Here is a 13,983-nt window from a genome sequence, read left to right as displayed (position 1 = left end):
CTACCCGCCCCTCGCGTCCATCTCGCCGGCCGCCCCGTTCACGGGCTCCGGCGTCCCCGTGAGGTCCAGCACGAACAGCGGTATCCCGAGGGCGTCCGCGCAGGCGCGGGCGTCCTCGGCGTATCCGGCCAGCGAGAAGTAGACGCAGCCGGAGTCCTCGGTCATCGCCGTCAGCCACAGGCACTCCACGTCCCGCCGCGAGGCCTGCCGGACGGCGGGGTCCACCTGGGCGACGAGCCCGCGCGCGGCCAGTCCGACGCCGGACGGCGGCCGCTGGTCGGCGCGGCGGATGTCCCGGTAGCCCAGCCAGCGCAGATAGAGCGCGGCGGCGGTGACCGCGTCCCGGCCGCTACGAATGACAACGGACCGGAACCCCACCCGCCCACCTCCACCCCGCCCCTCGACCCCACCCGCCGCTCCCGCCCCGGCCTCGGCCTCTGCCTCGACCCCGGCCTCGACCCCGGCCTCCGTGCCCGGCGCGGAGCCGGGGCCGGACCCTGGTTCGGCCGGTGTCCCTGAATCGGCCCGTGTCCCTGATTCGGCCGGTGTCCCTGAACCGGCCGTGGCACCGTCCGGTGTCGCCGTGTCGGTGATCGGGATGCGCAGGGTCGCGCCGCAGGGGCAGCCGAGTTCCGGGTGCGGCCACTGGTCCTGGCGGGGGCAGGACGTGCAGCTGACGGTGACCCAGTCCTCGTCCCAGGCGCGGTGGGCCACGACGGTCGGCTCGGCCGTGCCGTCCAGCCGCGGGGTGACCGGCGCGCCGCAGGCGCAGGGGTAGGACGGCGCGATGTAGACGTGCTCGCGCCGACAGGCCGGACAGCGCACCGGCACGCTCTCGGACATGGCCACCCCAGCCGTCGCATCGGTTCAGCCGTCCCATCGTGCTCCTGTCGGTGGCCGGTTGTCCGTCCCTTGACGACGTTCGCCGCCACACCTACATTGATTTCAGATAATAGAAGTTAGTTTCCGCAATGTGGAATCTTTGCTCACCGCGGGGCGCGCCGGGAGCAGGCATCCGACAGCCGAAAGCAGGAGTTCTCGATGGCTCGTATGACCGCTGCCCGCGCGGCAGTTGAGATCCTCAAGCGCGAGGGCGTCACCGACGCGTTCGGTGTGCCCGGCGCGGCGATCAACCCCTTCTACGCGGCACTCAAAGCCTCCGGCGGCATCCACCACACCCTCGCCCGCCACGTCGAGGGCGCCTCGCACATGGCCGAGGGCTACACCCGTACACGCGCCGGCAACATCGGCGTCTGCATCGGCACTTCCGGCCCCGCGGGCACCGACATGATCACCGGCCTCTACTCGGCCACCGGCGACTCCGTCCCGATCCTCTGCATCACCGGCCAGGCCCCGACCGCGGTGATCCACAAGGAGGACTTCCAGGCCGTCGACATCGCCGCGATCGCCGGACCGGTGACGAAGATGGCGGTCACCGTGCTGGAGGCCGCCCAGGTCCCGGGCGTCTTCCAGCAGGCCTTCCACCTGATGCGCTCCGGCCGCCCCGGTCCGGTCCTGGTCGACCTGCCCGTCGACGTCCAGCTCACCGAGATCGAGTTCGACCCCGAGACGTACGAGCCCCTGCCCGTCTACAAGCCGGCCGCCACCCGCGCCCAGGTCGAGAAGGCGATCGGGATGCTGAACGCGTCCGAGCGCCCCCTGATCGTCGCCGGCGGCGGGGTCATCAACGCCGATGCCGCGGAACTCCTCGTGGAGTTCGCCGAGTTGACCGGCATTCCGGTCGTCCCGACCCTGATGGGCTGGGGCGTCCTGCCCGACGACCACGAGCTGAACGCCGGCATGGTGGGCCTGCAGACCTCGCACCGCTACGGCAACGCGACCTTCCTGGAGTCCGACTTCGTCCTCGGTATCGGCAACCGCTGGGCCAACCGCCACACCGGCAGGCTGGACGTCTACACGGCCGGCCGGACGTTCGTGCACGTCGACGTCGAGCCGACCCAGATCGGCAGGATCTTCGCGCCCGACTACGGCATCGCCTCCGACGCCCGGGCCGCGCTGGAGCTGTTCGTCGAGGTGGCGGTGGAGCTGAAGGCGGCCGGCGGGCTGCCCGACCGCTCCGCCTGGGCCGCCGCCGCGCAGGAGAGGAGGGCGACCCTCCAGCGCCGTACCCACTTCGACGACGTCCCGATCAAGCCGCAGCGCGTCTACGAGGAGATGAACAAGGCCTTCGGCCCGGAGACCCGGTACGTCTCCACGATCGGTCTGTCACAGATCGCCGGCGCCCAGTTGCTGCACGTCTTCCGGCCCCGGCACTGGATCAACTGCGGCCAGGCGGGCCCGCTCGGCTGGACGATCCCGGCCGCGCTGGGCGTGGCGAAGGCCGATCCGGAGGCGTCGGTGGTCGCCCTCTCCGGCGACTACGACTTCCAGTTCATGCTGGAGGAGCTGGCGGTCGGCGCGCAGCACCGGATCCCGTACGTCCATGTGCTGGTCAACAACTCCTACCTGGGCCTGATCCGCCAGGCGCAGCGGGCGTTCGACATCGACTTCCAGGTCAACCTGGAGTTCGAGAACATCAACTCGCCCGAGCTCGGCGTCTACGGCGTCGACCACGTCAAGGTCGCCGAGGGGCTGGGCTGCAAGGCGATCCGGGTGACCGACCCGGCGGAGCTGGGCGCGGCCTTCGAGCGGGCCCGGAAGCTGGCCGCGGAGCACCGGGTGCCGGTCGTGGTGGAGGCGATCCTGGAGCGCGTCACCGACATCTCCATGTCGACCACCAACGACATCTCCGCCGTCGTCGAGTTCGAGGAGACCGCGACCGAGCCCGGCCACGCGCCGACGTCCGTCAGGACGCTGAAGGTCTGACCCCGGGAGTCCGTACACGGAGCCCGCCGCCCCCGTGCCGGCGGGCTCCGTGCGCTGTGAATATGCCCGCCGAATACCGCGGTCGAAGCGCCCTGAACAGAGTTCAGAGGATAATTTGAGGTTCGGCCGCCGCCTTCGGGCGGTTCGTCAGCTTTCGGGGTACTCGGTCAGCCCCGGCCAGTCGTCGGGCCCGCCGCCCTGCCACTCGATGAGGTCGCTCTCCTCGACCTCGATCCGGTCCAGGTCGGCCATGCGCAGGATCTCGACCACGTCGTCCAGGTGCGAGGCGATCCCCAGGGTCACGTCCCCCTCGGTGACCCGCCGGGACCCGTCCAGGGCCGGTGCGTGCACCACGATGTGCGGGAACTGCGTCGGTGGATGTGCTGTCATGCCTCAAGACTCCTGCCCGGACAGCGGACGCGCACGCCGGACACGGCGCCGTCGCACTCCGGCGTCATCGGGCTCCGGCGCCGTAGCACTCCGGCGTCATCGGGCTTCGGCGGCTTCGGGTTGCGGCCCGGGGCAGCGCTGAGCGCTCCCTCGCCGGGGCCGGCCCGGCAGGGGAGCGCTCGGTGTGCTGTGGGGTATGGGCTGGGACCGCGGCGGGTGCGACGGAAGCCGGGGCGTCCTTCCCTCTGGCCGGAAAGGGCGCCGGGTTCCTTCACCACCGCACTGGCTCGCACGCCGCCGCGGTCCTCGCCCCGCCCGCGCCGCCGTCGGCCGGCCATTCCTCATCCGGGCCGTCCGGTGGTCGCGGGCCGCTCATCGGTCCGGGTCTTCGTCCGGGTCTTCGTCCGGGTCTTCCTGGGCGAAGTGGATTCCGGGCCGCGGCGCCGCCTGGGCGCGACAGGACAGATGTCGGCGCCGCCGCGGCCCGGAGGTCTCAGGCGCGCGCGCCGGACAGGCGCTCGACCGAGCGCAGCAGCGCGGAGTGGTCCAGGCCCCCGTCGCCCTGCGCGCGCAGGGAGGCGACCAGCTGGGCGACCACGGCGCCGACGGGCAGCGCGGCGCCCACGGTGCGGGCCGCGTCGGTCACGATGCCCATGTCCTTGTGGTGCAGGTCGATCCGGAAGCCCGGCCTGAAGTCGCGGTTCAGGAAGTTGTCCTTCTTCCGCGCCAGCACGGTCGACCCGGCCAGCCCGCCGCCCAGCACGTCCAGCGCGGCCGCGAGGTCCACGCCCGACTTCTCCAGGAAGACCACGGCCTCGGCGCACGCCTGGATGTTGACGGCGACGATCAGCTGGTTGGCGGCCTTCACGGTCTGTCCGGAGCCGTGCGGACCGCACAGCACGACGGTCCTGCCCAGCACCTCGAAGACCGGCTTCGCGGCGTCGAAGTCGGCCTGTTCGCCGCCGACCATGATGGACAGCACGGCCTCCACGGCGCCGGCCTCGCCGCCGGAGACCGGGGCGTCCAGGACGCGGATGCCCCTGGCCCCGGCGGCCTCGGCCAGGTCCACCGAGGTCTGCGGGGTGATGGAGGACATGTCGACGAGCAGCGCACCGGGCCTGGCGTTCTCCAGGATGCCGTCCGGGCCGTAGGCGACCGCCTCGACCTGCGGCGACGCGGGCACCATCGTGACGATCAGGTCGGCGTCCCGGACCGCCTCGGCGATCGAGGAGGCCGCGGTGCCGCCGGCGGCGGCCAGCCGGTCCAGCTTGTCCTGCTCCAGGGTGAAGCCCGTGACGTCGTAACCCGCCTTGAGCAGGTTCTCGGACATGGGGGAGCCCATGATGCCGAGGCCTATCCAGGCGATCTTGGGAAGGGTGCTCATATCGGGGTGCCTCTCTGGCAGCTCTGCCGGGTCGTAGGTCAGCGCGCCGCGCGCGGGAGCCACTCGAAGGCCTCGGAGCTGGGCCGGTCGCCCGGCTTGTACTCCAGACCGATCCAGCCGTCGTACCCCGCCTTCCGCAGTCGGTCTAGGAGGTCCTCCAGGGGGAGGGTTCCGGTGCCGGGGGCGCCGCGGCCGGGGTTGTCGGCGATCTGGACGTGGCCGGTGCTCGACGTGTGGCGCTCGATCACCGACGGCAGGTCCTCGCCGTTCATGGACAGGTGGTAGAGGTCCATCAGGAAGCGCGCGTTGCCCAGTCCCGTCGCCTCGTTCACCCGGTCGACGACGGCGACGGCGGCCGGTGCCGACACCAGCGGGTAGTGCGGCGACTCGGGCCGGTTCAGCGCCTCGATCAGCAGCACCGCGCCGATCCCGTCGGCCGCCCGCGCCGCGAGGACGAGGTTCTCCAGTGCCAGCGCGTCCTGCTCGGCCGGGTCCACGCCGTCGACGCGGTTGCCGTACAGGGCGTTGAGCGCCGTGCAGCCCAGGGAGTGCGCGAAGCCGGCGGCCACGTCGATGTTGGCGCGGAACCGCTCCGACTCCTCGCCGGGGATCGACAGGGCGCCCCGGTCGGGTCCGGGCAGTTGCCCGGCGTAGAAGTTCAGCCCGGTGAGCCGGACCCCGGCGTCCTCGATCGCCCGCCTCAGGGCGTCCAGCCGGGACCGCTCGGGGGTGGGGGAGTCGACCCAGGGCCACCACAGCTCGACCGCGCCGAAGCCGGCCGCCGCGGCGGCCGCGGGGCGTTCCAGGAGCGGGAGTTCGGTGAAGAGGATCGACAGGTTGACGTTGAAGCGCTGCGCTGCGAATCCCATCGGGGCCGGCGCTCCCTTCCGTGGCAGGTGTTTCCGTATTGCGGAAGTTCATTTCGGCTCAATGGAAGAGTGCCTGTGGTCGGGGAAGGCTGTCAAGTGCTGCCGACGTCGCGGGACTCGGCCTCGAAGAGCTCCAGGAGATCCCGGGCGTCGGGAAGTCCATCGCCCAGAAGGTCTGTGAGTACGTCGACACCGGCAAGGTCCGTGCCGTCGGGGAACTGCGCGCGAGGATCCCGGACGGGGTCTGACCCACGCCCGCAGCGAACGGCTCACGCCCTACGGCAGGGCGAGCGTCGAGTGGACCGTCGCCGACGGCAGCCTCGTGGTCTCGGCCCAGGTCCCGCCCAACACCACCGCCGAGGTCGTCCTGCCCGACGCGCCACGCCCGGACGCGGGTCCGGGCCGGCACACCTGGACGCTGCCCTACGCCGAGGCGGTGCACCCCGTCTGGACGCTGCCCTACGCCGAGGCGGTGCACCCCGTCGCCGAGCTCGGCCACGGCCTCGACACCGACCTGGCCCACCTCGTCGACGACCCGGAGGCGCTGCGAGCGGTGCGGGAGGTCATCGGGGAACGGGACCCCGACCGGGCCCGTGCCTTCGACGGCGCGATCCGCTACGAGGCGGGCTCGACGCTGCGGACGGCCCTGCTGTTCGCGGAGCCCGCCCTGCTCGCGGCGGTCGAACAGGTGCTCACCACCCTCCTCCACCGCCGCGGCCGGGCCGGTGGTCGGAGCCGCCGGGGCACACCAGCACCGCGATAACCTTGTATGTTTACGCCATCTCTTCCCTGAGCCGACGGAACGGGCAAGGGCGGCGGTGGACCGGGCGCTCCGTGCGGTGACCGGGGAATACGGCCCCCCGATGTGCCCTCTCCGTCGAAGGGCTGAGGGAACGCGCAGGTCAGAGCCTTGCCATGGGGGTACAGTGCGATTGAGAGTGGAGTTCACGACCGAGCCCTTCGACCTCGACGAGGCCCCCGCGCACGCGCTGGTCGCCCGTGAGGTGGTCGAGGGGGCGCAGCTGGACGCGGTGGACGTCGGGCCGTTCGGGAACACGGCGGAAGGCGGCGCCGACGCCGTGCTCGCCGCCGTGGAGGCGCTGCTGCGCAGGACCCTGGAGGCCGGCGCGACCCGGATCTCGCTCCAGGTCAACGTGGTCGGGGAGGGCGGCGACAAGTGACCGGACGCGCGGACGAGCCCTTCATCACGGCCGTGAAGCCGCTGGTCGACGCCATGGGCGGGGAGATGCTGCCGCCCGACGAGGCCGGCCCCGACGACGTGGTGCTCGCCTGGCAGGGCGTCGACGCGGTCGCCGTACGGCTGCCGCAGCTCGCCGACTCGCTCGACCACATCCTGGCCGCCATGGAGCGCAAGCGGGGCAGGCCGCTGGCCGACCTGGACCGCAAGGCCAAGCAGGAGGTCGTCCGGGTCCTGGAGGCGCGGGGCGCCTTCTCGGTGCGGCACGGGGTGGAGACCGTGGCGAGCGCGCTCGGGGTGAGCCGCTTCACCGTCTACAACTACCTCAACCGCGACAAGGAGAGCTGACCGGAGCGGGTGTCCGGAGAGGCTGTCCGGAGCGGGTGGCCGAGGGCTCGGGCGGGGCCCGGGGGTTGTTACGCGGAATTTTCAACAAAGTGTTGACGCGGTGTTCCGGAGGGCGTTAGCTAACGGCAGCCCGTTCAGCACGAAGGCCGCCCACGGCCACGGAGGCTCCCGTGACGTCGACTTCCACGCCCCCGGGCCTGGCCCGGTTCAACGCTCTGGAGGAGCACGCGGCGCTCGCCGCCCTCCACGAGGCGTGCGCCTCCACCGCATGGGGCGGGCGCCTGCTCGCCGCCCGCCCCTACGCCACCCCCGACGACCTCTACTCGGCCAGTGACACGGCGACGGCCGAACTGACCCCCGCCGACCTGGCGGAGGCCATGGCCGGACACCCGCCGATCGGCCGTCCCGAACCGGGCGACACGACCTCGGCCCGCGAACAGGCCGGCATGTCCGGCGCCGACGCGGCACTCAAGGCCGAGATGCTCGAACTCAACCTGGCCTACCAGGAGCGGTTCGGCCATGTCTTCCTCATCTGCGCCACCGGCCGCACCGGCGAGGAGATGCGGGACGCGGCCAGGGAGCGGATCGGCAACCCGCCCGGACGGGAACGGGAGATCGTCCGCACCGAACTGGGCAGGATCAACCGCATCCGGCTGGCCCGGCTCGTCGAAGCGGACTGAACCGACCGGTCACCGCCGACTGAAGAGGACGCCTGACACCATGAGCACCAGCACCACCGCCTCCGTGTCCACGCACATCCTGGACACCTCGCTCGGCCGTCCCGCGGCGGGCGTCGCCGTCCGGCTCAGCGCCCGTGCCGGCGCGGCGGCCGACTGGCGGGCGCTCGGCGCCGGCGCGACCGACGCGGACGGCCGGTGCAAGGACCTGCCGGCGCTGCCGGAGGGCACCACCCACGTACGGCTCGACTTCGCGGTGGAGCCGTACCTCGAGAAGAAGCAAGCCGATGCGCAGCAGGACGCCCCCGCGAACCGGGACAGCGGATCCGTGTTCTTCCCGGAGGTGGCGGTCACCTTCGCCGTGAACCCCGGGGAGCACTACCACGTACCGCTGCTGCTCAACCCGTTCGGCTACTCCGTTTACCGAGGGAGCTAGCTAATGACCGACAATTCCCGCCCTGCCCGCCCTGCCGTCCTGGGACAGAACCAGTACGGCAAGGCCGAGAACCGGGTCGTGAAGATCACGCGGGACGGCGCCACCCACCACATCAGGGACCTCAACGTGTCGGTGTCGCTGAGCGGTGACATGGAGGAGGTCCACTACTCCGGCTCCAACGCCAACGTGCTGCCGACCGACACCACGAAGAACACGGTGTACGCGTTCGCCAAGGAGCACGGCATCGAGTCCGCCGAGCAGTTCGGCATCCACCTGGCCCGCCACTTCGTGGACTCGCAGGAACCGATCCACCGGGCCCGGATACGCGTCGAGGAGTACGATTGGGACCGCATGGGGGCCCACTCGTTCGTGCGCAAGGGCCAGGAGACCAGGCTCACCCAGATCACCTACGACGGTGAGTCGTGGGAGGTCGTCTCCGGGCTGAAGGACCTGGTCGTGATGAACTCGACCGACTCGGAGTTCTGGGGCTACGTCAAGGACAAGTACACGACGCTCCCCGAGGCCCACGACCGCATCCTGGCCACCGAGGTCTCCGCCCGCTGGCGGTTCAACTGGACCGACGACGAGCGGCAGATGCCCGACTGGGACCGGTCCTACGAGCAGACGAGGAAGCACCTGCTCCAGGCCTTCGCCGAGACGTACTCGCTCTCGCTCCAGCAGACCCTCTACCAGATGGGTTCGCGGATCATCGACCACCGCGGCGAGATAGACGAGGTCCGCTTCTCGCTCCCGAACAAGCACCACTTCCTGGTGGACCTGGAGCCGTTCGGCCTGAAGAACGCCACCGAGGACGGTGCCGTGTACTACGCGGCCGACCGGCCCTACGGGCTGATCGAGGCGACCGTCCTGCGCGACGGCTGCGAGGCGCGGATCCCGGTGGACCTCACCAACCTCTGAGCAACTCCATACTCGGCACCCGCGGCCGGTGACCTTCCGGACCCGACCTTCCGGACCGGCCGCGGCACTCAAATCCCCCGGGGTCCTGCCGTGCCCTCCTTCCCAGTCCACTGAGCGAAAAGGACGCATCATGGCAGCCGACCGGCGCACCGTCATCGAGAACTGTTCGATCGCGACCGTCGACGCCCACGACACCGAGTACGCCGACGGGTACGTCGTCATCGCCGGAAACCGCATCGAGTCGCTCGGCGCGGGCAGGGCACCCGAGGGCCTGGAGAACGTCGAGCGGCGCATCGACGCCACCGGACACCTGGTCACCCCCGGCCTGGTCAACACCCACCACCACTACTACCAGTGGATCACCCGGGGCCTGGCCACCGACCACAACCTCTTCGACTGGCTGGTCGCGCTCTACCCGACGTGGGCCCGCATCGACGAGCCGATGGTGTACGCGGCCGCGCAGGGCTCGCTCGCGATGATGGCCCGCGGCGGAGTGACCACCGCCATGGACCACCACTACGTCTTCCCGAAGGGCTCCGGCGACCTCTCCGGCGCGATCATCCGCGCCGCCCGCGAGACGGGTGTCCGCTTCACCCTCGCCCGCGGCTCCATGGACCGCAGCGAGAAGGACGGCGGCCTGCCCCCGGACTTCGCCGTCGAGACCCTCGAAGGCGCCCTCGCCGCCACCGAGGCCACCGTCAAGGAGCACCACGACGCCTCCTTCGACGCGATGACCCAGGTGGCCGTGGCACCCTGCTCTCCCTTCTCCGTCTCCACCGAACTCCTGCGCGAGGGAGCCGAGTTGGCCCGCCGTCTCGGCGTGCGCCTGCACACGCACGGCTCCGAGACGGTCGAGGAGGAGAAGTTCTGCCACGAACTGTTCGGCATGGGCCCCACCGACTACTTCGAGTCCACCGGCTGGCTCGGCGAGGACGTGTGGATGGCGCACTGCGTCCACATGAACGACGCCGACATCGCCGCGTTCGCCCGCACCGGGACCGGCGTGGCGCACTGCCCCTCGTCCAACGCCCGGCTCGCCGCCGGCATCGCCCGCGTCCCCGACATGCTCGCCGCCGGCGTCCCGGTCGGCCTCGGCGTCGACGGCACCGCGTCCAACGAGTCCGGCGAACTCCACACCGAACTGCGCAACGCGCTCCTCATCAACCGCCTCGGCGCACACCGGGAAGCGGCCCTCGACGCCCGCCGGGCGCTGCGCCTGGGCACCTACGGCGGCGCCCAGGTCCTCGGCCGGGCGAGCCAGATCGGCTCCCTGGAACCGGGCAAGCTGGCCGACCTGGTGCTCTGGCGGCTGGACACCCTCGCCCACGCCTCCATCGCCGACCCGGTGACCGCCCTGGTCCTCGGCGCGGCCGCCCCGGTCACGGCCTCCTTCGTGAACGGCCGTCAGATCGTCGAGGACAACCGCCTGTCGCACGTCGACGAGGACGCGATCGCGCGCTCCACCCGGGCCGAGGCACAGCGCCTGGCGCGGCTCTCCGCCCGGTAACGCCTCTCCTGCGCGAGGCACACGAGTTCCGGTCGGGAGGGACGGCTCCCGGCCGGTGGCCGTGCACCCCTGCCGGGGTCCACGGCGGCCGTCCCCCGGGCGCGCACGCCGGTCGTGCGCGCCCGGGAACGGTCACCGTCCTCCTCGGGTCCCGCACGACCTGGATCACCCGCACCACCTCCCAGACACCCGTGTCAGAGCCGACGCGTAACCGACCGGAGGAGAGCCGCAGTGCAACGAGTGCATCCCGTCGACGAGAAACTCCCGCCCCTGAAGATGGCGACCACCGGCCTCCAGCACGTGGCCGCCATGTACGCCGGGGTCGTCGCCCCGCCCCTGATCGTCGGCGCCGCCATCGGTCTGTCCGGCACCGAACTGACCTTCCTCACCGGCGCCTGCCTCTTCACCGCGGGCCTCGCCACCTTCCTCCAGACCCTCGGCGTCTGGAGGATCGGCGCCCGGTTGCCCTTCGTCAACGGCGTCACCTTCGCCGGGGTCGCCCCGATGACCGCGATAGCCGCCGCCACCCACGACCGCTCCGACGCCCTGCCCGTCATCTTCGGCGCGGTGATCGTCGCCGGCCTCCTCGGCTTCCTCGCCGCCCCCTTCTTCGGCAAGGCCGTCCGCTTCTTCCCGCCCGTCGTCACGGGTACGGTCATCACCCTCATCGGCGTCTCTCTGCTCCCGGTCGCCTTCGGCTGGGCCCAGGGCCCCGACCCGGCGGCGGCCGACTACGGTTCGGCGACGTATCTGGGCCTGGCCGCCGCGACCCTCCTGATCGTGCTGCTCCTGCGCCGCCTCACCCGGGGCTTCGCCCGGCAGATCGCCGTCCTGATCGGCATGGGCGCGGGCACGCTCGTCGCGATCCCGTTCGGCGTCACGGACTTCGGGCCGGTCGCCGACGCGGACCTCGTCGGCTTCCCGACCCCGTTCCACTTCGGGGCCCCGCAGTTCCAGATCGCCGCGATCCTGTCCATGTGCGTGGTGATGGTGGTGTCGATGACCGAGTCGACCGCGGACATGCTGGCGCTCGGCGAGATCGTCGAACGGCCCGCCGACGAACGGACGATCGCGGCCGGGCTGCGCGCCGACACCCTCGGCTCGGCGATCAGCCCGCTCTTCAACGGGTTCATGTGCAGCGCCTTCGCCCAGAACATCGGCCTGGTCGCGATGACCCGCATCCGCAGCCGGTTCGTGGTCGCGGCAGGCGGCGGGTTCCTGCTGCTGATGGGGCTGTGCCCGGCGGCGGCCTCGCTGATCGCCGTCGTACCCCGGCCGGTGCTGGGCGGCGCCGGTGTGGTGCTGTTCGGCTCGGTGGCGGCCAGCGGCATCCAGACCCTCGTCAAGGCCGGTCTGGACAAGGGCGACAACGTCCTGGTCGTGGCCGTCTCGCTGGCCGTCGGCATCGTCCCGATCACCGAGCCGGACTTCTACCACGCCTTCCCGCAGACCGCCCGCATCGTCCTCGACTCGGGCATCTCCACGGGCTGCGTGACGGCCGTCCTGCTCAACCTGGTCTTCAACCACCTGGGCCGGCGGCACGCGGAGGGGAGGGGTACGGCGGAGGCGGCCGTACCCCTGGTGTCCCCTCAGTCGATCTCGTAACCGTCGCCGTACACCTTCCACTTGAGCGGGGCGTCCAGGTCGAGGTTGCCCGCGTCCAGGAAGACCCGCTGGGCGGTCTCGACCCGGCTGACGTCGCTGTGGGCGGCCTCCTGCTTCATCGCCCACACCCGGGCGTCCAGGAAGGCGTCCAGGTAGGCGCGCTCGCTCCCGCCGTCGGCCGGGGTGTCCGCGGTGCCGCGGGCCCGCCGGCGGATGCCGCCGAAGCTGACGGCGTCCGTGCCGGGGCCGTGCATCACCATCGCGTCGTAGTAGACGAACTGGCCGAGCGTGCCGAGACCGTCCTTCTTGGCACGCCCGACCGCCGGGTCGAAGTAGACCCGGTCCCGCTCGTGGCGCTGCGCCCTGCGGAAGGCCGCCGTCCGCGCCGCCTCGCGCCACGCGGCGGGAAAGCCCGGATCCAGTCCCTCGTGGCTGTCGCTGCCGTCGACCGCCCGCAGCGCGGTGAGGTAGGGCGCGAGAGGGTTGTCCGCGTGCCACTCGGTGTACAGCCCGACGAGGGCCAGCATGTCGCTCGTGCCGGAGCAGAACCCGATGATCCCGCCGGTGTAGCCGCGCCCGTCCCCGATGTCCTCGATGTACTCGTACTGCGCCCGCCAGTCGAGGGAGGAGTTCTCCGCGCTGCTCACCAGCCGCATCGCGATGTCCTTCTTCAGCGGGTCGTCGAGCCCGGCGTCGGCGGCCTGTGCCGCGGGCCACCACGAGGTCAGCACCCCCGCCCCCAGCACGGCGAGCAGACTGCGACGGGCGGCTCTTCTGGACAGGATCGGCACGGCATCTCCCTGGCGACGGGCTGTCAAAGGCAGTTGAGACTGGCGCGGCACCTTGGGAAAGCCGTGGGACGCCGGTAGGAAGTCACTGTGACTCGGCGGACGGCCCGCGCCCGCACGGGCCCGTGCGGTCCACGGCCCCCTCAGAATCCGAACAGCTCGGGTTCCGCGGTGAGTTCCTCGAAGATCTCCCGCGGAACGGCGACCAGCCTGCGGGCCGTCAGGTCCAGCAGCCCGCCGACCGCCTCGACCTCGGCGGCCGGCGTGCCGTCCGCCTTCGTGATCGACTGGAGCACCCGGTACGTCTTGCCCCCGCCCCACACCACGCACTGATCCTCTTCCGGCATCCTGGCACGCCCGTCACACCCGGCGCGGGGATGCCAGCAGATAGCGCGTTCCGGTCCGCGGCTCCGTGTACTCACCGGTCTGCCACCCCGCCCGCTCCAGCGTGGCCGCGCAGGCGGCCAGCGGCCCGCCGCCGGGCGCGTAGACGGCGACCGCCTCCGGCTGCGGGGTGGCCCGTACCCGGTAGCCCGGGGTGCCCGGTCCCTCGGGCGGATGCCCGGCCGCCTCCAGGGCGAGCGCGGCGGCCCGCACGAGGTGCGTACGCTCCCAGCCGCACGGCCGGTCCACGGACCCGTCGGGACCGGTCATCCGGCGCAGCTCCAGCAGCCCCTGCCAGGCACTGTGCACCTCGCGCGCCCGCGCGGGTCCGCTGTCGGCGCGCTCCTCCCCGCCGACGCGCGCGGCGAACACGCCGTCCGGCTCGGCGGACACCCCGTCGGGCCCGTGCGCGCCCGGTGGCGCGGGCTGCGGTGCCTCCCGCACCCGGTGCCCCGCGGGCGTCAGGAAGTGGTCGTGCGGCGGCCTCGGGTGCCGGAAGGCTAGCCCCCGTCTCACCAGCGCCGCCAACTGCGCCGGGGTCCCGCGCAGCCGCCCGGTGACCGGATCGGCGGCACCGATCACCCGCAGCTGCGCGGCACTGAGCCCTCGGACCACGGCAGACACCTCCCCGGTACGGATTCGCCCCGTCCCCT

General features: G+C 72.0%; 15 protein-coding genes and 1 pseudogene. 9 read left to right on the top strand and 7 right to left on the bottom strand.

What is annotated here, in order from left to right:
• Positions 1–843 carry a hypothetical protein gene (locus ACZ619_RS25300; protein ID WP_469603061.1) on the bottom strand — a complete coding sequence of 281 codons (843 nt, stop codon included), beginning with the start codon at positions 841–843 and terminating at the stop codon, positions 1–3.
• A 198-nt stretch (positions 844–1,041) separates the two neighbouring features.
• Between ACZ619_RS25300 and gcl the strand changes: the two genes are divergently transcribed.
• On the top strand, positions 1,042–2,826 hold the full coding sequence (gene gcl / locus ACZ619_RS25295; RefSeq protein ID WP_469603059.1) for a glyoxylate carboligase: 1,785 nt from the start codon (positions 1,042–1,044) through the stop codon (positions 2,824–2,826).
• Between the two features lie 147 nt (positions 2,827–2,973).
• Here gcl and ACZ619_RS25290 read toward each other — a convergent pair whose 3' ends face one another.
• The 3 genes from ACZ619_RS25290 to ACZ619_RS25280 form a co-directional block, all read right to left on the bottom strand.
• Positions 2,974–3,216, bottom strand: a complete 243-nt coding sequence (locus ACZ619_RS25290; RefSeq protein WP_469603056.1) for a hypothetical protein — start codon at positions 3,214–3,216, stop codon at positions 2,974–2,976.
• A 493-nt stretch (positions 3,217–3,709) separates the two neighbouring features.
• Positions 3,710–4,600 carry a 2-hydroxy-3-oxopropionate reductase gene (locus tag ACZ619_RS25285; RefSeq protein ID WP_469603054.1) on the bottom strand — a complete coding sequence of 297 codons (891 nt, stop codon included), beginning with the start codon at positions 4,598–4,600 and terminating at the stop codon, positions 3,710–3,712.
• Positions 4,601–4,638: 38 nt separating this feature from the next.
• The gene (locus tag ACZ619_RS25280; RefSeq protein WP_469603051.1) at positions 4,639–5,469 is read right to left on the bottom strand and encodes a TIM barrel protein; all 831 of its coding nucleotides are present in this window, start codon (positions 5,467–5,469) and stop codon (positions 4,639–4,641) included.
• A 244-nt stretch (positions 5,470–5,713) separates the two neighbouring features.
• Between ACZ619_RS25280 and ACZ619_RS25275 the strand changes: the two genes are divergently transcribed.
• From ACZ619_RS25275 to ACZ619_RS25240, 8 genes are all read left to right on the top strand, one after another.
• On the top strand, positions 5,714–6,232 hold the full coding sequence (locus ACZ619_RS25275; protein ID WP_469603286.1) for an alpha-L-rhamnosidase C-terminal domain-containing protein: 519 nt from the start codon (positions 5,714–5,716) through the stop codon (positions 6,230–6,232).
• A gap of 163 nt (positions 6,233–6,395) precedes the next feature.
• On the top strand, positions 6,396–6,650 hold the full coding sequence (locus ACZ619_RS25270) for a YkoF family thiamine-binding protein (protein WP_469603048.1): 255 nt from the start codon (positions 6,396–6,398) through the stop codon (positions 6,648–6,650).
• Positions 6,647–7,015: a helix-turn-helix domain-containing protein gene (locus ACZ619_RS25265; protein WP_469603045.1), complete on the top strand. Its 369-nt coding sequence runs from the start codon at positions 6,647–6,649 to the stop codon at positions 7,013–7,015. Before ACZ619_RS25270 ends, ACZ619_RS25265 begins: the two co-directional genes overlap by 4 nt.
• Before the next feature lie 170 nt (positions 7,016–7,185).
• Positions 7,186–7,695 carry a 2-oxo-4-hydroxy-4-carboxy-5-ureidoimidazoline decarboxylase gene (gene uraD, locus ACZ619_RS25260; protein ID WP_469603042.1) on the top strand — a complete coding sequence of 170 codons (510 nt, stop codon included), beginning with the start codon at positions 7,186–7,188 and terminating at the stop codon, positions 7,693–7,695.
• A gap of 40 nt (positions 7,696–7,735) precedes the next feature.
• The gene (gene uraH / locus ACZ619_RS25255) at positions 7,736–8,128 is read left to right on the top strand and encodes a hydroxyisourate hydrolase (RefSeq protein WP_469603039.1); all 393 of its coding nucleotides are present in this window, start codon (positions 7,736–7,738) and stop codon (positions 8,126–8,128) included.
• A 3-nt stretch (positions 8,129–8,131) separates the two neighbouring features.
• Positions 8,132–9,046 (top strand): factor-independent urate hydroxylase, encoded by a 915-nt coding sequence (gene pucL / locus ACZ619_RS25250; RefSeq protein WP_469603036.1) that lies wholly within the window; start codon positions 8,132–8,134, stop codon positions 9,044–9,046.
• A 130-nt stretch (positions 9,047–9,176) separates the two neighbouring features.
• Positions 9,177–10,553 carry an 8-oxoguanine deaminase gene (locus ACZ619_RS25245; RefSeq protein WP_469603033.1) on the top strand — a complete coding sequence of 459 codons (1,377 nt, stop codon included), beginning with the start codon at positions 9,177–9,179 and terminating at the stop codon, positions 10,551–10,553.
• 276 nt (positions 10,554–10,829) lie between these two features.
• The gene (locus ACZ619_RS25240; RefSeq protein ID WP_469603283.1) at positions 10,830–12,158 is read left to right on the top strand and encodes a nucleobase:cation symporter-2 family protein; all 1,329 of its coding nucleotides are present in this window, start codon (positions 10,830–10,832) and stop codon (positions 12,156–12,158) included.
• On the opposite strand, the gene ACZ619_RS25235 is transcribed toward ACZ619_RS25240, so the two are convergent.
• The 3 genes and pseudogenes from ACZ619_RS25235 to ACZ619_RS25225 form a co-directional block, all read right to left on the bottom strand.
• Positions 12,143–12,949 carry a chitosanase gene (locus ACZ619_RS25235; RefSeq protein WP_469603030.1) on the bottom strand — a complete coding sequence of 269 codons (807 nt, stop codon included), beginning with the start codon at positions 12,947–12,949 and terminating at the stop codon, positions 12,143–12,145. The genes ACZ619_RS25240 and ACZ619_RS25235 overlap by 16 nt on opposite strands.
• Positions 12,950–13,089: 140 nt before the next feature.
• A pseudogene (locus ACZ619_RS25230) lies at positions 13,090–13,266 on the bottom strand (thioesterase); the annotation flags it as partial.
• A 40-nt stretch (positions 13,267–13,306) separates the two neighbouring features.
• Positions 13,307–13,945, bottom strand: coding sequence for a hypothetical protein (locus ACZ619_RS25225; protein ID WP_469603028.1), 639 nt, complete (start codon positions 13,943–13,945; stop codon positions 13,307–13,309).
• Positions 13,946–13,983 lie beyond the last annotated feature (38 nt).

The organism is Streptomyces sp. NPDC104367, assembly GCF_055583825.1.
The sequence above is the reverse complement of the archived record's forward strand: the minus strand, read 5'-3'. Positions and strand labels throughout refer to the sequence as shown.